This is a genomic window from Streptomyces sp. NPDC051976 (assembly GCF_040680795.1).
Classification (GTDB): Bacteria; Actinomycetota; Actinomycetes; order Streptomycetales; family Streptomycetaceae; genus Actinacidiphila.
The window spans coordinates 209,091-226,255 of sequence record NZ_JBFAXL010000006.1 but is presented as its reverse complement, the minus strand read 5'-3'; the positions used below and the strand labels follow the sequence as shown (position 1 = coordinate 226,255).

The window sequence follows — 17,165 nt, the reverse complement described above, 5'->3', positions numbered from 1 at the left end:
ACCGCGCCGCCGTCCGGGCACGTGCGGCGAGAGAAGGGCGCCGCGCCCCTCACGATCGTCCCTCGCCGTCGCCCAGCCTGCCATCGACTTGGACGCTGTGCGCCGAGGGCGGACAACCTACAGCCAGCGGTCGTACCAGGCGCGGATGCGCCGGAGGGCGTCGAGTTGGTGGGCGCGCTCGTCGAGCCCATGGCCCTCGCGAGGGTAGACGACGAACTCGTGCTCGACCCCGAAGTGACGCAGGGCGCGGTGGAAGTGGATCGCCTGGCCGAGCGGGACGTTGGTGTCCTCTTCGCCGTGCAGGATGAGAACCGGGGTGCGGATCCCGGGGGCGTAGGAGATCGGGCTGTTGCGGTCGTGGACGTGTGGTCCCGGGCCCTCCCAGCCGGTGCTGCCGCCGAGCGTCGCGTCGAGGATGCCCCAGTCGCCGGTCCCGGCCTGCATGCCCCAGTCGCTGATGCCCGCACCCATCACGGCGGCCTTGAACCTGTCCGAACGGGCGATCGCCCAGGCCGCCATGTAGCCCCCGTGGCTCCATCCGGAGATGCCCAGCCGCTCGGGGTCGGCGACTCCCTGTGCCACCAGCAGGTCGATACCGCTGAGGATGTCCGTCCACTCGTCGCCGCCGACCGCGCCCGCGACCACGGCGGCGAACTCGTGGCCGTGCCCCGAGCCGCCTCGGGGGTTGGGCAGGAACACCGCGTATCCGGTGGCCGCCAGCCACTGGCCGCAGTCGACCACGGTGAGGGCGAATTCGTCGGCGCAGCGGAAGTACGGGCCGCCATGGACCAGGGTGACGAGCGGAAACGGACCGTCGTCCCGGGCCCGGCCGGCGGGCAGGATCAGCAGGCCGTCCAACTGGACTCCGTCGGCGGCCTGGTAGCCGAGGCGTTCCTGGACACCCCAGCGGATTCCGCGCAGTTCTGGACTGACGTCGCTGAGCCGGACCAGGGGTCCGCCGGTGGGTCCCGCATGGACGTTCCTGGGCTCGTACGCCGTGCTCGCCAGCAGGGCGACGGCTTCCCCGGAGCGACTCGCGGTGAGCCCGGCGAGCATGCCGGGGGAGGAGGACAACGGGTGGAACCGCAGCGAATCCGGGGCGAGTTGGTACAGCGCGGTGTCCAGTCCGTCGGCGAACAGCGCGAGTGGCGGCCCGTCCGCGACCTGCGCCAGCTCGGCCGGGCAGACGGGCATACCGGCGGTGAGGTTGCGGTGTCCGACGGCCGGGCCGGTCTCCGGTGGGACGGTGTCGAGCACGGCGAGCCCGCCGACCAGATGCGCGGGCGTCACCGCCACGTGGGCCAGATGCCAGACACCGTCGTGGTTCCACCAGGCCGGGGACTGCGCCTCGCTCCCGACCGGGCCGAGGGCGTGGACGGCTGCCGAGCCCGGGTCGACGAGATGAAGCTCCGCCGTGAAGGAGCCGGGGTCGACCTCAGGGGTGGACCAGCTCAGCACCGCCAGCGGGCCGCCGTCCGGACGCTGGATCAGCTCGACCACATGCCGGTCACCGAGCCCTGCCACGGTGCGGAGCACGCCGGTCTCCAGGTCGAGCAGGCGCAGCCGGGTGACGGGAAGGTGCCGGCCCCAGACCTTGGCGTCGTCGCGCTCGGCTTCCCGGCGCTCGTCCTCGCCGGTGGGCTCGTCCTCGGCGAGGACGGCGACGGTGCGGCCGTCGAGGAGCGGGTAGTGGCCGGAGATGCCGCCGCGCCAACTGGTCAACGCCTCGGCCTTGTTGACGCCCTCACCGCTCTCCGGGCGGAGCCGCTGGAGCTGGGCGGTGCCCTGCTGCTCGCGGTCGGAGGTGAAGAAGAGGGAGGCCGAGTCGGGCCCCCACTTCGGGGCGAGGTCACGGGCCGTGTCGTCGGTCAGCCTGCGCGGTAATGTGCTGCCGTCGGCGGCGGTGACCCAGATCGACCCGTGCGGACGCCCGTCCTTTCCGCCGTTCGCGACCACTCCGTAGGCGACCAGGCGGCCGTCCGGTGAGATGGCCGGTGCCACGGCTGCGGCAACGTCCACCACCAGTTCCGCGGTGAGCGCTGTGGTCGGTTCCGGAGTCGGCTGCTGGGCGGGACGCGGCATGCGGACTGCCTTTCGCTCGTCATTACGGCAATCGGACATCCTGTCGCACGGTCGTGGCGGCGTCAGGTGGATTTCGGCGCGCGGCGCAGCACCGGGGCCGACCCTTACGATGATCCGATGCGCCAAACTGCCGCGGAGCCGTACTGGAACACCAACGTCGCCCGGCACCCGGGCATCCTCCGGGCCGTTCCCGCGGGGTGCGATGCCGCCCTGGACGTCGGCTGCGGGGACGGGCTGCTGGCCCGGAAGCTCGCCGGGAGGGCGAAGCACGTCACCGGGATCGACAAGTCGCCGGAGATGATCGCCCGCGCACGCGAGTCCGCGCCGCCCGGACAGCCGCAACTCACCTTCGTCGCGGGCGACTTCCTCACCGCGGACCTTCCCCGCGCGACGTACGACTTCGTCTGCTCGGTGACCACGATCCATCACATGGACTTCGAAGCGGCCCTGGTCCGCATGCGTGAGCTGCTGCGGCCCGGAGGCACGTTGGTGGTGGTCGGCCTGGCCCGCGAGGCGAGTGCGGCGGACTGGGCGGCGTTGATCGCGTTCGCCCCGATCGTGCGGGTCACGAAGGTGCTGCGACGCGCGCGTGGCCCGCAGGGCATGCCGGTCGCCGACCCGCAGATGAGCTACGGGCAGGTGCGGGCCGCTGCCCGACGTCTGCTGCCCGGCATGCGCTACCGCCGGCACGTGCTGCGCCGGTACTCGCTGACCTGGGAGAAACCCGCCCCCTGACGTGGCACCGGCGGCGGCTTTGCCCGGGGGGGCGGGCGCTGTCGGGGGTGGCGGGATGACGTGGAGGCCCGCGGTGGGGGCAGGATGGGGGAATGGATCTCCGTATCTTCACCGAGCCCCAGCAAGGGGCGAGCTACGACACGCTGCTGGCAGTGGCCAAGGCCACCGAGGACCTCGGCTTCGACGCCTTCTTCCGCTCCGACCACTACCTGGTGATGGGCGACGGCGACGGGCTGCCCGGACCGACGGACGCGTGGATCACCCTGGCCGGCCTGGCCCGCGAGACCAGCCGGATCAAACTGGGCACCTTGATGACGGCGGGAACATTCCGGCTGCCCGGCGTCCTGGCCATCCAGGTCGCGCAGGTCGACCGGATGTCGGGCGGCCGCGTCGAGTTCGGCCTCGGCGCCGGGTGGTACGAGGCCGAGCACACGGCGTACGGCATCCCCTTCCCGAAGGAGAAGTTCGGTCGCCTGGAGGAGCAACTGGCCGTCGTCACCGGCCTGTGGGGAACGCCACCCGGCGAGACCTTCTCCTTCGACGGCACGCACTACCAGCTCAAGGACTCGCCCGCGCTCCCGAAGCCGGCCCAGGCCAAGATCCCGGTGCTGGTCGGCGGGATGGGCGCCAAGCGCACCCCGGAGCTGGCGGCGCGGTACGCCGACGAGTTCAATGTGCCCTTCGCCTCGATCGAGGACACCGCCACGCAGTTCGCCCGGGTGCGCGAGGCGGTACGCGCCGCCGGGCGCGGTGCGCGGGAGATGGTGTACTCCAACGCGCTGGTCGCCGTGGTCGGCAAGGACGACGCCGAGGTCGCCCGCCGGGCGTCGTCGATCGGCCGGGAGGTCGACGAGCTGAAGGCGAACGGCCTGGCCGGCTCGCCCGCCGAGGTCGTCGACAAGATCGGCCGCTACGCCGAACAGGGCGCCACCCGCTTCTACCTGCAGATCCTCGATCTCGACGATCTCGACCACCTGGAGCTGATCTCCTCCGAGGTCCAGTCCCAGCTGGGATGACCCCGGAAGGCCCGTGCCCCCGCCGTCCGTCCTCGCACGAGACGTGCGGCGGGGCGCGGGCGGCGGGCTGTTGGCCCGTTGGGGCTACCGGGCGGAGGTCCGCACCGGGCCCGAGGCGTCGTCGATCACTTCGTCGAGGATGGCACGGGAGCGGACCAGGTCGGCGATCATGCGGTCGATCCGTTCCCGCTCCTCGGCCAGCACGCCCACCAGCTTCGGGGTGGCCGTCTCGCTCGGGCCGCCGTCCACGTCCCGGATGCAGGGCAGCAGCCGGGCGATGGTCCGGCTGCTGAGGCCGGCGGCGTAGAGGGTCTGGATGCGCACCACCCGGTCCACCGCCCAGTCGCCGTACTCACGGTGCCCGCCCGGGGTGCGCCCCGCGCGGAGCAGTCCCTGCACCTCGTAGTAGCGCAGCGAGCGCTCGCTCACCCCGCTGCGCCGAGCCAGCTCCCCGATCCGCATCGGTCAACCCCCCGTCCGTGGCGCCAGGTTGCGCACCGACTTGATTCTGAAACCTGTGTCAGCTTCTACCCTTCCGGCACGGCGAACGCACCCACGAGGGAGGAACGGCGATGAAGGAACTGTCCGGCAAGGTGGCGCTGGTGACCGGAGCCAGCCGCGGCATCGGCGCCGTGACGGCGCGGCGGCTGGCCGACGGCGGGGCGGCGGTCGTGCTGACCTACGCCCGGTCCGCGGACCGGGCCCGCGCGGTGGCCAAGGAGATCGAGGCGGACGGCGGCCGCGCCCTCGCCGTCCAGTCCGACCTGACCGGGCCCACCGCCGCGGTGGACGCCGTCGAGTGGACCGTGCGGGAGCTGAGCCGCCTCGACATCCTTGTGAACAACGCCGGGTTCCTCACCTACGGGCCCCTGCAGGAGGTGCCTGTCGAGGAGTTGGACCGCGTCCTTGCCGTGGACGTGCGATCGGTCTTCCTGGCGGCCCAGGCCGCCGCCCGGCACATGTCCGACGGCGGCAGGATCATCAGCATCGGCTCGTGCTTCAACGGCCGCGTCCCCGGCTCGAACTTCGTGCTCCAGGCGATGGCCAAGTCCGCGCTCATCGGCCTGACCAAAGGTCTCGCCCGCGAACTCGGCCCACGCGGGATCACCGCCACGGTCGTCGACCCCGGCCCGATCGACACCGACATGAACCCGGCCGACGGCGACAGCGCGGACTTCCAGCGCGGCCTCACCGCCCTCGGCCACTTCGGCCAGGCGCAGGACATCGCCGCCGCCGTGGCCTACCTGGCCGGCCCCGGAGGCCGCTACATCACCGGCACCTCCCTCGCCGTCGACGGCGGCTACACGACCTGACACGGCGACTGCCTCAACTCGCGGCCCACGGATGGACCGCACTGGCCGGAAGGCGTCACTCCGCCGGAAGTTCGGCCGGATCGGTGTGGACATCACCCGCCGTGAGGTGATTAATCAAACTGACAGCCCTGGGGGCCAGGGACACGAGGTTGCGGGGGCGAGAACTGGTGCACAGCTTCAGCAAGGGGACCGGCAAGGTCGAGGTGCAGCTGAGGTGGGACCCGAGTCCCCTGGGCACGCCGCCCGACGATCTGGACATCATCGCGGCGACCTTCCTCGTAGAAGACCCGAGCGGCCAGCCGGCCTACTTGGTGCACTTCGGCAGCAGGTCGCCCGACGGCACCATCATCCAGAACCGGGACAGCCGCGACGGCAAGGGGCTGGGCGTCGATGAGTCGATGACGCTGGAGCTGGACCGGATCGGCGACGCCTACGGCCGGGTGGTCGTCGGGGTCGCCATCCAGCAGCGCGACGGACGGCGGGTGTTCGGCGAGGTCCTCAATCCCGACTTCCGGGTCGTGGAAGGCCATACGGAGCTGGCGAGAGGTGACTTCTCCGACGTGTCCGGTGCCACGGCCGCGACCGTGGCGGAGTTCACCCGGAACGATTCCGGCGAGTGGGAGTTCCACGAGCTCGTCCGTGGCTTCGACACCGACGCGAACGCGTTCGCCCAGACGATGGGCAGCGCGCACCGCTGATCGCCACCCGCTGGGGTTGTCGGTGGGCCCCGTACCCCAAGGCCGGAGAGGTGGCCGCGATCGTCGTCACGGGGTCGGTTTTCAGCGCAGGCGCAGGACGGTTGCCTGCCAGGGCGCGGGTGCCGTGACGCGCATGGTGCATCTCCCGCCGGGAGGGACGGTGCGGTAGCCCGTGGTGAGCGAGATGTGGTTGGGCTGTTCGGGCTCTGCGGGCTGTCGGAGATCCGCCAGCGGCGTCCAGCCGTCACCGAGGCCAGGCGCGGCACCGGTGGTACGAGTGCTCACGGCGCTGAACATCAGGTCGTCCTCGCCACGTGGCAGCGGGTCGCTGACGGTGAAGGATCCGGAGCCGGGATCGGTGGACGATTCGCTCGTCCATGATCCGGCGGCGTGGTCGATCCCCCGGAATTCGTCCACGGCGATGTGGTCGTCGGTGGCCCACGGCCATCGGATGGAGATCTTGCTCAGGCTGTCCAGGGGCTTGGAGTTCACGAGCACGAAGATCAGCAGGCGATCCCGGTTGACCATGGCGCCGCTGTCCGCGGCTGTCACGTAGTTGTTGCCCGCCGAATCGGTCACCGCCACCGTTCCCGGCCCCGAATCGGTGAGCACGACGGTGACGACCAGCGCGTCACCCGGGGCAACGGCGTGCATGAGCGCCAGATCTGACCCGGTGTAAGTGGGTGTTCCGAAGGAGTAGTTGTCATTGCTGACCCGGGCGACATAGGCGAACTTGCTTCTCGGGGCGATCGGACTGTCGCCTGAGGAGAACGGGCTGCCGTCGGCGGTGAGGAACACCATCGCCATCAGGAGGACCGTGAGCAAGATGCGCTGAGCGGGACGCCATGTTCTGCGGGCGGCGAGCACGACGGCGTTGCGGGCCGCGCTCTTTGTCCCGCGTGTGTGAGCGGTCTGATCGCTGCCCGCCGCTCTCGTCGGGGCCCCGGCTGGTCCGGCGCGCGGGCCGGTGGCGAGAGGCGGATCGTCACCGTCGGCGGGAGCGGCCGGTGTTCCGCTGCCGGGCAAGGGCTGACCCGACTGGAGAACGTGGCCGGCAAGGCGAAGGAGTTCCTCGCGGTCGTCGTGGCCCAGACCGAGCGCGGTGGCAAGCAGCCGCACCGTCTCCCGGCGGGGCCGGGCGACCTTTCCGCGCTCCAGATCACGGACCGCCCGCACGCTCAGCCCCGAAAGTGCGGCGAGCTCCTCCTGCGTCAGCCCTACCGAGCCGCGCCGGGCGCGTAACACCGCCCCGAGCTCATCCTCGCCCATCTCGCCCCCCCCGGGATGATCTCCATCTACGTGGCCGAGTACATCACACGGGTTCCGTCGGGGAGACTGCCGGTCCTTCTGCCGGTCGTCACCGCTCGGTCTCGGCCGCCCGCAGGATCAGTGCGGCCAGTTGGCGTGCTCGGCGGGCGGGGCCGTTCGCGCCCAGGGCCTGCACGGAGGCGTAGGCACCCTCCAGGGCCAGGGTGAGTTGGTCGGCTGTCTCGTCCGGGTCGGCGGAGCCGGTACCCGCGGAGAGTTCGGTCAGGCGGGTTCTGACCCAGTCCTTGGTGGCCGCGGCGGCTTGGTGGGCGGGGTGGTTCTTGTCGGGGATCTCGGCGAGGGCCATGAGGAAGGGGCACCCGCGGCACCGCTCGGGCTTGATCTGGTCGGTCTGCGCGTCGAACAGCGCGAGGATGCGGTCGTGGGCGGGCCGGCCGTCGTCCGCGACGGTGGTGTCGAACCACTGCTTGTAGAAGTCGCCCGCACGAACGACGTAGGCGGTGATCAGGTCGTCCTTCGAGGCGAAGAGCCGGTACAGGGTGGTGGGGGCGATCCCGGCCGCCGAGGCGATCTTGTCCACGCCGACATTCTTGATGCCCTGCCAGTAGAACAACTCGTGGCTGACTTCCAGGACGCGCTCGCGCGTCTCGGCGGCTGTGCGGGCCATGGTCACCTCTTGTCAGATCCACTGCGGGACCCCTAGCGTAGTCGATGTTAGGGATCGTTCCCTAACATCGCTGACCAAGGAACATGGGAAGGTGCAGAGATGCTTGTGGTGACGGGGGCTTCAGGGAATGTCGGCGGCGAACTGGTCCGGGTGCTTGCCGGGCAGGGTCGCGCTGTCCGCGCGGTGGTGCGTGACACCGGGGCGTACGAGGCACCGCCGGGGGTCGAGACGACAGCGGGCGACCTGAACCGGCCGGACAGCTTGAACGAGGTGTTCGCAGGCGCCGAAGGGCTGTTCCTGCTGGGCGGGTTCCCGGACATGCCAGGGGCGCTGAAGGCGGCTCGGGCCGCCGGGATCCAGCACGTCGTCCTGCTGTCGTCGCGGTCGGTCGTCGGCGGTCACGCGGACAACGCGGTCGTCGCCATGCACCAGGACTCCGAGGCCGCGGTCCGCGCCTCGGGCCTGGCCTGGACGATTCTGCGGCCCAGCGGATTCATGTCCAACACCCTGGGCTGGGCGAGCCAGATCCGGGCCGGTGACGAGGTACGCGTACCGTTCGCGCAGGTGCCCATCGCCGCGATCGCCCCGTACGACATCGCCGCCGTGGCCGCCGCCGTACTCGGCCGACCGGAACACCACGGGCTCGCCCACGCGCTGAGCGGACCGGCCGCTCTCCTGCCCGCCGACCAACTCACCGTCCTCTCCCACCTCCTGGACCGCCCGCTGCGGCTGGTGGCGCAGTCCGACGACGAGGCCCGTGCCGAGATGAGCGCGACGACACCGGCCCGCTTCGTCGACGCGTTCTTCCGCTTCTTCTCGGACGGCGAGTTCGACGACTCGGCCGTCCTGGGCGCCGTCGAGGAGATCACCGGGCAGCCGCCCCGGACGTACGAGGACTGGGCGCGTACGCACGTGCGCAGCTTCCGGTGACCTCCCTGACGGGCGACCGACGAAGCGATCCGCCTGGCTCGATCAGGGCCGGGCACCTGCACCCCGAGCGAAGGACACCCGTGACACCGAGTTTCACCGTCCGCCCCCACCGGGGGCGCGGCGCCCGGTATCTGGCAGCCGCCCTCTTAGCCCTGACCCTGCTGGCCACCGGCTGCGGCGGCTCGGGCGGCGGACCCGCGCGGAGCGCGACCGCACCGAGCGACACGACGACCGCGAAGGCGCGGACCGACGCCGTCGGGCGGTTCGCCTCGCCCAACCCCGGTTCGGTCAACATGTACTGGATCCCCGCCCCGCAGGGGCTGATCCTCCTCGACTCGCTGCGCACGACGACAGACGCACGGCACGCCGTCGACCGCATCAGGAACACCGGCCGCCCCGTCGTGGCCATCCTCATCAGCCACTCGCACCCCGACCACGTCGGCGGACTGGGTGTCCTGCACGCCGCGTTCCCGGCCGCGCCCATCTACGCGTCGATCGGCACCACGAAGACGATGCGCCAGGACCCGCGCGGGTTCTACCCGCTCACCAGGGCCGTGCCGCACTCGGACTTCCCGCCGCGTCTGACCTACCCCGACCATGTCTTCCGCTCGGGGCAGACCCTCGACATCGGCGGACTGCGCCTGGAGACCGCGGAGTTCACCGCGGGCGAGTCCGACTTCGCCACCGTCTACCACGACCCCGCCACCGGTGCGCTCTACGCCGGCGACCTGGCAGGCGACCGCGTCACCCCCGCCCTGCTCGAAGGGCACAGCTGCGGCTGGCTGGTCGACATCGGTACGCTCCTGCGCCGGTTCCCGTCCGCCCGCACCTTCTACCCAGGACACGGAGCGCCCGGCGACTCCCACCTGCTCCTGGACCAGCAGCGCACGTACCTGCTGCGCTTCCGCGCCCTGGTCGGCGCCGCGACGGCCCCGCACTCCCCGGCGGGCTCGGTGGTCGACGCCAAGGAGAAGGCGTCGATCGAACGCACCATGAACCACGACTACCCCGGCTATCCGCAGGTCGCCTCCCTGCCGGATCTCCTTTCGCTGAACATCGCGTCGGTCGCCAAGGAACTCACCGCGCGGGGCTCACAGCCCACGCCGGCCGCCTGCCACGCCATCTGACGGTCGTCCGGCCCCGTCCCGATCCGCTAGAGGCGGCAGCTGATCTCCATTCCGTCCTCCACGGGGAACGTGACGCTCTGGTAGCCGTTGCGGGGGTCGCGGACGTAGTCGAGGTAAGGGGCGAGGTCCTCCAGGTCGACATCGTCGGCGACGACGAGGGTGCCGGGCGCGAGGCGTGGTTCGAGGAGTCGCAGGACGGGCAGGCACAGGTCCTTCCAGCCGTCGAGGAGGACGAAGTCCGCGGAGCCGGCGAGGTCGGCGAGGGTGTCGCGGGCGTCTCCTTCGAGGACGGTGATCAGGTCGTCCAGTCCCGTCTCGGCGAACGTCCGGCGGGCGGCAGCGGTCTTGGCGGCGCTCAGTTCCGTACTGATCACCCGCCCTGTGCCGTTGTCGCGTACCGCGGCGGCGAGATGGAGCGTGGAGATGCCGTAGGACGTGCCGAACTCGACGACGGTGGCGGGGCGGCCGGCTCGGATCAGGTTGTAGAGGAGGCGGCCGCCCTGGGCGGAGATCGGCATGTAGACCTCCGCCTTGGCGTCGGCCTGCTCCTGCGGGCTGAGGGGCGAGAAGCCCTGGGGCCACGCGGCCCGGACCCGCCTGCTGGTCGCCTCGTCCTGCTCGGCATGCCGGAACATCCGGTCGAGGGCGGAGGCGACCCGGGGGTCTTCGAGGGTATTGGTCGGTGTCATGGATCTAAACTAGACGCACCGTTGCGTTGCGTCTAGAGGTTCTGGCCTACGCTGGCTCCGGGAGGCAGACATGGGACGAGGAAGTACGGCCGCCGCGGCGGCCGGGCCGGAGCCGGCGGCACGCCACCACGGCAACAGGCACGGCAGTAGCGAACAGGCCCGGCAGGCAGTGCTGGAGGCGGCCGACGACCTCTTGGTCGAGAAGGGCTTCACCGGCGTCACCATCGAGGGCATCGCCGCCCGGGCGGGCGTCGCCAAGCAGACCGTCTACCGCCGGTGGAAGTCCAAGACCGACATCCTCCTGGACGCCTTCCTCCAGGACGCGGCCGAAGCCCTGACCCCGCCGGACCACGGCGACCTGGCCCCGGACCTGCGCGCCCACCTGCGCCAACTGGCCCTGTTCCTCACCCGGTCCGACGCGGGCGCCGTCTTCAGGGCCCTCATCGGGCACGCCCAGCACGATCCCGCGTTCGCCGCCGCCCTGCGGTCCGCGTACCTCGACGAGCAGCGCCGACGCGACCGACTCCCGCTGGAACGCGCGGTGGAACGCGGCCAGCTCGCCGCCGGACTCGACATGGCGGCGGAGATCGACCAACTCGTGGGACCGGTCTACCACCGCGTCCTGGTGACGGCGGAACCCGTCGACCAGGCTTTCACCGACCGTCTCGTCGAGGCGTTCCTGCGGCGCGTGGATGTATCGGACGCAGCGGACGTAGTGGACGTAGTCGATGCAGGGGAGAGGGAGAGCAGATGACTTTGGAGGCAGGCCAGCGGGTGGTGCTGGCCGCGGACACCCGGCTGACCGACGCGGTCGAGGTGTCGGGGGTCGTCGTCGGGTTCCTGTCCCTGGCGGCGGGCACCGGCGGGACCGTCGAGCAAGTGGTCGGCCGCCAGGACGAGAGTGACGACGTGCGCGAGTACGAGCGGCTCAAGTCGCTGCTCGACGCCTTCGGGGACGGGATGCCCACGGAGAGCAGGAAGCAGCTCGAAGAGAAGGTCCGCTCGCTGGAACCCGCGTGGACCGCGTTCCAGGAACAGCCGCCCCGGGTGAGCGTACGGGTCCGCTTCGACAACGGGTTCATCCTGGACGGGGCCGACGAGGACGTCTTCGTCCCGGCCTAGGGCCTAGGGCCTAGGGGCGGGGGGCCGACGTCATACAGGCCCTAGTTGCATTTACTGTCAGCGCCGAGCACGGTGCCGGTGTGGTAGTCCCAGTTACTGAATCCCTGGCACATGGCGGTCCTGGATCCCGTCCACCAGGAGAAGCTGAATGACGCGGTGAAGCTTTCGACACCGGACGTGGGGACGGGGAGGAAGCCGGCGTCCCAGTAGGTGACGCCGTTCGGGGCGCCGTTGGTCTTCACGGCCAGGCCGTCGTTCCGCGTAATCGCGATATTGGCGCGGACTGCCTGCTGGGACACCCACCCGTCGTTGAAGCGGAGTTCGGCGTAGGTGGAGCGGCCGCAGACGTCGAAGCCTTCGTAGAAGTCGCCGATGTTGTAGCCGTTGATGCTGAGGTTCTTCACCGGTCCGACCGTCTCGCGGCAGTCGGACGGGGAAGCCTGTGCGGGTGCGGCGGCCAGCCCTGTCAGGGTGCCGGCGCCAAGTGCCAGGGCGGCCAGACTGACGGCCGCCTTTCGCTGGATCATCTGGGCTCCACTCGTGGAATCGTTGCCGACTGCCGTCATCGGTCCCCCCGTCGGCAGCTTTCGTGCCGATTCTCGGCACGCCCTCGCGGGGTGACCAGGCAGCACGACCGGCAGGAGAACCGGCAGTTTCCCGGCAGATTTCCGTGTGGCGTCGTCGGCACACGTCACGGTCCAGGGGGTTTCGCGAGTGGCGACGAGTCGTGCGGCGTCCGGCGGTCGTACTGTCGAAGCCGGTACCGAGGAGGGCTTCTGATGCGCAGCGTGACCTATTCGATGAGCGTCTCACTCGACGGCTTCATCGTCGGGCCGGACGGCGGCTTCAACTGGTCGGCGCCCGACGAGGAGGTGTTTCGTCTCGCCACCGACGAGGTGCGGGGGGCCGGCGTCCACCTGCTGGGGCGGCGGCTATACGAGTCGATGCTGTACTGGGAGAGCGTCGACCAGGTTCCCTCGCTCGACTTCTCCACGCGTGAGTTCGCCGCGATCTGGAAGTCGCTCCCCAAGGTGGTGTTCTCCACCACGCTCTCCGAGGTGGAGGGCAATGCCCGGCTGGCCTCCGGCGGCCTGGTCGAGGAGATCGAGCGGTTGCGAGCCGAGCCGGGGGAGGGGGACATCGCCATCGGCGGGGCGACCCTGGCAGCCGAGGCGGCCGAGTCGGGTCTCATCGACGAGTACCGGATCAGGGTCTACCCGGTGATCGTCGGCGGCGGCATTCCGTACTTCCCCCGGCACGAGCGCCGGGTGGATCTCGAACTCGCCGAGACCCGCACCTTCGACTGTGGCGTCGTCTACGTCCGATACCGCGCGACTGCATAATTATGCGTAAATCGGAATTATTGGCTTTGAGTGTGATCTGCCCGGGTGTCGCTCTTTTTGCGGTAGAAAGGAACCTGCAGGCCATCAAGCTCCCGTGCAACCCGTGAGGGGGTGAGCGCCTTGAGTGCCGCTTCGGAGACGGTTCGCCCTGCCGCACCTATAGCCGTGTGCCCGCCCACGTTGATGCCAGTGCGCGGGGGCTGAGCGACGCCATGCACCTCCGGGACCGTACCCGGCGCACCTCTCCGGCTGAAGAGAACGACGGCCGAGGAGATGATCGGACGGCCTGGGGGCGGTTGCGCGGGCGACTGCGGGCTCGCTCTCATCTGAGAGGGGGCAGCGTCGCCCGCGAGGTGTTTCTGCTCCAGCTGGTGCTCGTGGTGCTGCTCGTCGTGGCCGGGGTGGTCGCCATGGTCGCGCAGATCCGGCGGGACACCATGGCCGACGCCCGGCACAGGACGCTCGCCGCCGCGGAGTCGTTCGCCCATGCCCCGGGTCTGCTGGCGGCCCTGAACAGTCCCGATCCGTCGGCTCGGCTGCAGCCCCTCGCGGCCGCGGCCAGCGCGGCGTCCGGTGTCGACGCCATCATCGTGTACGGGCCGGACGGGGTCGTGATCACCCACAGCGATCCGAAGCTCATCGGTAAGCACGTCATCGGACCGTACGCGCAGGCAGCGCAGGGCAAGCCGTTCACCAGCACCTTCAACGGAGCCCTCGGGCTCTCGGTGATCTCCGGGGTGCCCGTCAAGGACGCGCACGGCTCCGTCGTCGCCATCGTCGCCGCTCCCGTCACCGTCGAGAAGGTCCACAACTCCGTCAATCGCCAGTTGCCGCTCTTCCTGCTGGGCGCGGCAGGGGCTCTCGTGCTGGCGTCGGTCGGCACCGGGCTGGTGAGCCGCAGACTGCGGCGCCGCACGCACGGCCTGGGGCCGGTGCAGATGACCAGGATGTTCGAGCACCATGACGCGGTGCTGCACGCCGTACGTGAGGGCGTGCTCATTGTCAGCCCCGACGGGCGGCTGCTGCTGGTCAACGACGAGGCGCGGCGGCTGCTCGCGCTCCCCGCCGAGGCCGAGGGGCTGAGCGTGGCCGGCCTGGGTCTGGACCCGCGCACGACCAACCTGCTCCTGTCCGACCGGGACGCCACAGACGAGGTGCATCTGGCCGCGGACCGGCTGCTGTCTTTGAACAAGCGCTCCACCTCACCCTTCGGTGGCCGTAACGGGAGCGTGGTGACCCTGCGCGACACCACCGAACTGGAGGAGGTGTCCGGGCGCGCCGAGGTGGCGCGCGATCGGCTGAAGCTTCTCTACGACGCCGGTGTACGCATCGGTACCACGCTGGATGTGGCCACGACGGCCCAGGAACTCGCCGAGGTCGCCACCCCCAGATTCGCCGACGTGGTGACCGTCGAGCTCCTGGAGCCGGTGCTCAGCGGTCAGGAGCCGGACGGGACGAGTACCGACCTGCGCAGGGCCGCGCTCGCCGGTATGGGAGAGGAGCACCCGCTGTACGCGGTCGGCACGCCGATCCGCTTTGTGGACAGCACCCCGATGGCCGCCGGTCTGAAGAGGGGCGAGCCGGTGATGGAGCCCTACCTGGCGCATTCCTTCGGCTGGCGTGAACAGGATCCGGAGCGTGCCCGGAAGATCATCGACTCCGGGATCCACTCGCTGCTGGTGGTGCCGATACGGGCCCGCGGTGTGCTGCTGGGGCTGGCGGACTTCTGGCGGTCCGGCACCTCCCCGGTCTTCGCCGAGGAGGATCTGTCCTTCGCCGAGGAGCTGGTCAGCCGGGCCGCGGTGTGCATCGACAACGCCCGCCGCTACACCCGTGAGCACTCCATGGCGGTGACCTTGCAGCACAGCCTGCTGCCCCGCGGTATACCGGAGCAGCCCGCGCTGGAGGTGGCCTATCGCTACCTGCCCGCCGAGGCGGGAGTGGGCGGTGACTGGTTCGATGTCATTCCGCTGCCCGGGGCGCGGGTCGCGCTGGTGGTCGGTGACGTGGTCGGCCACGGGCTGCACGCCGCCGCCACGATGGGCCGGCTCCGCACCGCGGTCCACAACTTCTCCGCGCTGGACCTGTCCCCGGACGAACTCCTGGGGCGTCTGGACGAGTTGGTGGAGCAGATCGACATCCAGGACGAGGCGACCGACAGCGGCCGGCCGGTCATCGGGGCGACCTGTCTCTACGTCATCTACGACGCGGTCTCCGGTCTGGTGACCGCCGCCGCGGCCGGTCATCTGCCCCCGGCCGCCGTTCACCCCGACGGGACGGTGACCCTTCTCCGTCCGCCGATCTCCGCGCCGCTGGGGCTGAGTGCGGGGGTTCCCTTCGAGACCGCGGAATTGACGTTGCCGGAGGGCTCCAGTCTGGTGCTCTACACCGACGGGCTCATCGAGGACCGCCACCGGGATCTGGACCAGGGGCTGGACCTGCTGTGCCGGACTCTGTCCGGGCCCGCGCGGACCCCGGAGGACGTGTGCGTGACGTTGACCGACGCGCTGCTGCCGTCCCAGCCCGGCGACGACGTGGCGCTGCTCGTGGCGCGCACCCGCCGCCTGGACCCCGCGCACGTCGCGGAGTGGGAGGTGCCCAGCGATCCCGCCGCCGTGGGCCCCGTCCGCAGGGACTGCGCGCGCAAGCTGGCGCAGTGGGGTCTGGAGGAGATCTCGTTCGCCACCGAGCTCATCCTCAGCGAGCTCGTCACCAACGCCATCCGTTACGGCGCCGAACCCATCCGGGTGCGGCTGGTGCTCGACCGCACCCTGGTCTGCGAGGTCTTCGACGGAAGCAGCACCTCTCCCCACATCCGCCGGGCCAAGGCCACGGACGAGGGCGGCCGTGGCCTGTTCCTCGTGGCCCGGTTCGCCGAACGCTGGGGCACGCGGTACTCCGCGCGGGGCAAGACCATCTGGTCGGTGCAGGCGATCGACCACGGCAAGGGGATCGTCGAGGACGACATGGGGGAGCTCCTCCTCGGCCAATGGGACGACGAGGACCTATGAAACCCACCGCTCTGTCCGTGTCGACCGTCGTGCTGACCGGCTGTCTCGCTCTCACCACGGCGGGGATCAGTGCCTGTCAGCAAGCACACCCCAGCGCCCCCGTCGCTCCCTCGCGGGCGACGTCGGCGGCCGACGCCGGCGGGATGGAGGCGCTGGTGAAGGCGGCCCAGCGGGAGGGGCGGCTCAACACCACCACGCTGCTGCCGGACTGGGCGAACTACGGCGGCCTGATGGCCGGGTTCGAGAAGAAGTACGGAATCAAGATCGTCAACAGCAACCCGTTCGGGTCCAGCCAGGAGGAGATCAACGACATCAAGCGGTACCGCGGCCAGGAGCGCGCGCCGGACGTCTTCGATCTCGGCGACTCCTTCGCGCAGTCCGCGGCCCGGCAGAACCTGCTGGCCCCGTACCGCTTCGCCGCCTTCGACGAACTCGCGCCCAGCCAACGCGATGCCCAGGCCCGCTGGTACAACAGCTACGGCGGTTACGTCTCCATCGGCTGCGACGCCAAACGCGTCAAGGTCTGTCCCAACTCCTTCGCCGATCTGCTCAAGCCGCGGTACAAGGGCATGGTCGCGCTCGACGGGACGCCCACCTCGGCCGGTACGGCGTTCGCCGCCGTGTTCGCGGCGGCGCTCGCCAACGGCGGGTCCTTCGACAATGTGCGACCCGGGCTGGACTACTTCTCCCACCTGGCCAAGGTCGGAAACTACAACCGCACCCACTCGCGCGAATACGAGATCGTCCGCGGCGTGACACCCATCAGCATCGACTGGGACTTCCTCAACCTCGAGCACACCCAGGAACTGCGCGCCCAAGGGGTGGACTGGCACGTGTCCATCCCCTTCGACGGAAGCTTCTCCCAGTACTACGCCCAGGCCGTCAGCAAGGACGCCCCGCACCCGGCGGCGGCCCGTCTGTGGGAGGAGTACCTGCACAGCACCGAGGGCCAGAACCTCAGGCTGGCCGGGTACGCCCGCCCTGTCCTGATGGCCTCCATGGCCAAGGACGGCACCCTCGACAAGGAGGCGGCCGCCAAGCTGCCCACCGTCGAGGGCACGCCCTCCTTCCCGTCAACGGCCCAGCTGGCCACGGCACTCGACGTCATCCGTGCGGGCTGGGACAGCGCGGTGGGAAGCGGGTAGCGGGCGCCGCCACCGTAC

The 17,165-nt window shown here is 70.6% G+C and carries 17 protein-coding genes; 11 read left to right on the top strand and 6 right to left on the bottom strand.

Features of this window, described 5'->3' with window-relative positions:
* Positions 1–117 precede the first annotated feature (117 nt).
* Positions 118–2,082 carry a S9 family peptidase gene (locus tag AB0M29_RS09705; protein ID WP_365381446.1) on the bottom strand — a complete coding sequence of 655 codons (1,965 nt, stop codon included), beginning with the start codon at positions 2,080–2,082 and terminating at the stop codon, positions 118–120.
* 117 nt (positions 2,083–2,199) lie between these two features.
* Here AB0M29_RS09705 and AB0M29_RS09700 point away from each other — a divergent pair, with 117 nt between their 5' ends.
* Positions 2,200–2,817, top strand: a complete 618-nt coding sequence (locus AB0M29_RS09700) for a class I SAM-dependent methyltransferase (RefSeq protein WP_365381445.1) — start codon at positions 2,200–2,202, stop codon at positions 2,815–2,817.
* Between the two features lie 92 nt (positions 2,818–2,909).
* Positions 2,910–3,833, top strand: a complete 924-nt coding sequence (locus tag AB0M29_RS09695) for an LLM class F420-dependent oxidoreductase (protein WP_365381443.1) — start codon at positions 2,910–2,912, stop codon at positions 3,831–3,833.
* 84 nt (positions 3,834–3,917) lie between these two features.
* Here the strand turns inward: AB0M29_RS09695 and AB0M29_RS09690 are convergent, their stop codons facing one another.
* Complete coding sequence (locus AB0M29_RS09690) at positions 3,918–4,295, bottom strand: MerR family transcriptional regulator (RefSeq protein WP_365381441.1); 378 nt, start codon at positions 4,293–4,295, stop codon at positions 3,918–3,920.
* Positions 4,296–4,405: 110 nt separating this feature from the next.
* Between AB0M29_RS09690 and AB0M29_RS09685 the strand changes: the two genes are divergently transcribed.
* Together AB0M29_RS09685 and AB0M29_RS09680 are read left to right on the top strand one after the other, a co-directional pair.
* Positions 4,406–5,146, top strand: a complete 741-nt coding sequence (locus AB0M29_RS09685; protein WP_365381440.1) for a 3-oxoacyl-ACP reductase family protein — start codon at positions 4,406–4,408, stop codon at positions 5,144–5,146.
* Positions 5,147–5,313: 167 nt separating this feature from the next.
* On the top strand, positions 5,314–5,844 hold the full coding sequence (locus tag AB0M29_RS09680; protein WP_365381438.1) for a TerD family protein: 531 nt from the start codon (positions 5,314–5,316) through the stop codon (positions 5,842–5,844).
* An 81-nt stretch (positions 5,845–5,925) separates the two neighbouring features.
* On the opposite strand, the gene AB0M29_RS09675 is transcribed toward AB0M29_RS09680, so the two are convergent.
* A complete protein-coding gene (locus AB0M29_RS09675) occupies positions 5,926–7,113 on the bottom strand; it encodes a helix-turn-helix transcriptional regulator (RefSeq protein WP_365381436.1) in 1,188 nt (395 codons plus the stop codon).
* An 88-nt stretch (positions 7,114–7,201) separates the two neighbouring features.
* Positions 7,202–7,780 (bottom strand): TetR/AcrR family transcriptional regulator, encoded by a 579-nt coding sequence (locus AB0M29_RS09670; protein ID WP_365381434.1) that lies wholly within the window; start codon positions 7,778–7,780, stop codon positions 7,202–7,204.
* A 99-nt stretch (positions 7,781–7,879) separates the two neighbouring features.
* Between AB0M29_RS09670 and AB0M29_RS09665 the strand changes: the two genes are divergently transcribed.
* Together AB0M29_RS09665 and AB0M29_RS09660 are read left to right on the top strand one after the other, a co-directional pair.
* Positions 7,880–8,710: an NAD(P)H-binding protein gene (locus AB0M29_RS09665; RefSeq protein ID WP_365381433.1), complete on the top strand. Its 831-nt coding sequence runs from the start codon at positions 7,880–7,882 to the stop codon at positions 8,708–8,710.
* 80 nt (positions 8,711–8,790) lie between these two features.
* Entirely contained in the window at positions 8,791–9,837 is a 1,047-nt protein-coding gene (locus tag AB0M29_RS09660; RefSeq protein WP_365381431.1) for an MBL fold metallo-hydrolase, read from the top strand.
* A gap of 26 nt (positions 9,838–9,863) precedes the next feature.
* Here AB0M29_RS09660 and AB0M29_RS09655 read toward each other — a convergent pair whose 3' ends face one another.
* Positions 9,864–10,526: a class I SAM-dependent methyltransferase gene (locus AB0M29_RS09655; RefSeq protein WP_365381429.1), complete on the bottom strand. Its 663-nt coding sequence runs from the start codon at positions 10,524–10,526 to the stop codon at positions 9,864–9,866.
* A gap of 70 nt (positions 10,527–10,596) precedes the next feature.
* On the opposite strand from AB0M29_RS09655, the gene AB0M29_RS09650 reads away from it, so the two are divergent.
* On the top strand, positions 10,597–11,280 hold the full coding sequence (locus tag AB0M29_RS09650) for a TetR/AcrR family transcriptional regulator (protein ID WP_365381427.1): 684 nt from the start codon (positions 10,597–10,599) through the stop codon (positions 11,278–11,280).
* Positions 11,277–11,648, top strand: coding sequence for a hypothetical protein (locus tag AB0M29_RS09645; RefSeq protein ID WP_365381425.1), 372 nt, complete (start codon positions 11,277–11,279; stop codon positions 11,646–11,648). Before AB0M29_RS09650 ends, AB0M29_RS09645 begins: the two co-directional genes overlap by 4 nt.
* Before the next feature lie 41 nt (positions 11,649–11,689).
* Here the strand turns inward: AB0M29_RS09645 and AB0M29_RS09640 are convergent, their stop codons facing one another.
* Positions 11,690–12,175, bottom strand: a complete 486-nt coding sequence (locus AB0M29_RS09640; protein WP_365381423.1) for a hypothetical protein — start codon at positions 12,173–12,175, stop codon at positions 11,690–11,692.
* 252 nt (positions 12,176–12,427) lie between these two features.
* Here AB0M29_RS09640 and AB0M29_RS09635 point away from each other — a divergent pair, with 252 nt between their 5' ends.
* From AB0M29_RS09635 to AB0M29_RS09625, 3 genes are all read left to right on the top strand, one after another.
* The gene (locus tag AB0M29_RS09635; protein WP_365381422.1) at positions 12,428–12,991 is read left to right on the top strand and encodes a dihydrofolate reductase family protein; all 564 of its coding nucleotides are present in this window, start codon (positions 12,428–12,430) and stop codon (positions 12,989–12,991) included.
* Positions 12,992–13,203: 212 nt separating this feature from the next.
* Positions 13,204–16,002 carry a SpoIIE family protein phosphatase gene (locus tag AB0M29_RS09630; RefSeq protein ID WP_365381420.1) on the top strand — a complete coding sequence of 933 codons (2,799 nt, stop codon included), beginning with the start codon at positions 13,204–13,206 and terminating at the stop codon, positions 16,000–16,002.
* Positions 15,999–17,147 carry an extracellular solute-binding protein gene (locus AB0M29_RS09625; protein ID WP_365381419.1) on the top strand — a complete coding sequence of 383 codons (1,149 nt, stop codon included), beginning with the start codon at positions 15,999–16,001 and terminating at the stop codon, positions 17,145–17,147. The genes AB0M29_RS09630 and AB0M29_RS09625 overlap by 4 nt, the downstream gene beginning before the upstream one ends.
* The last annotated feature ends 18 nt before the right edge of the window (positions 17,148–17,165 follow it).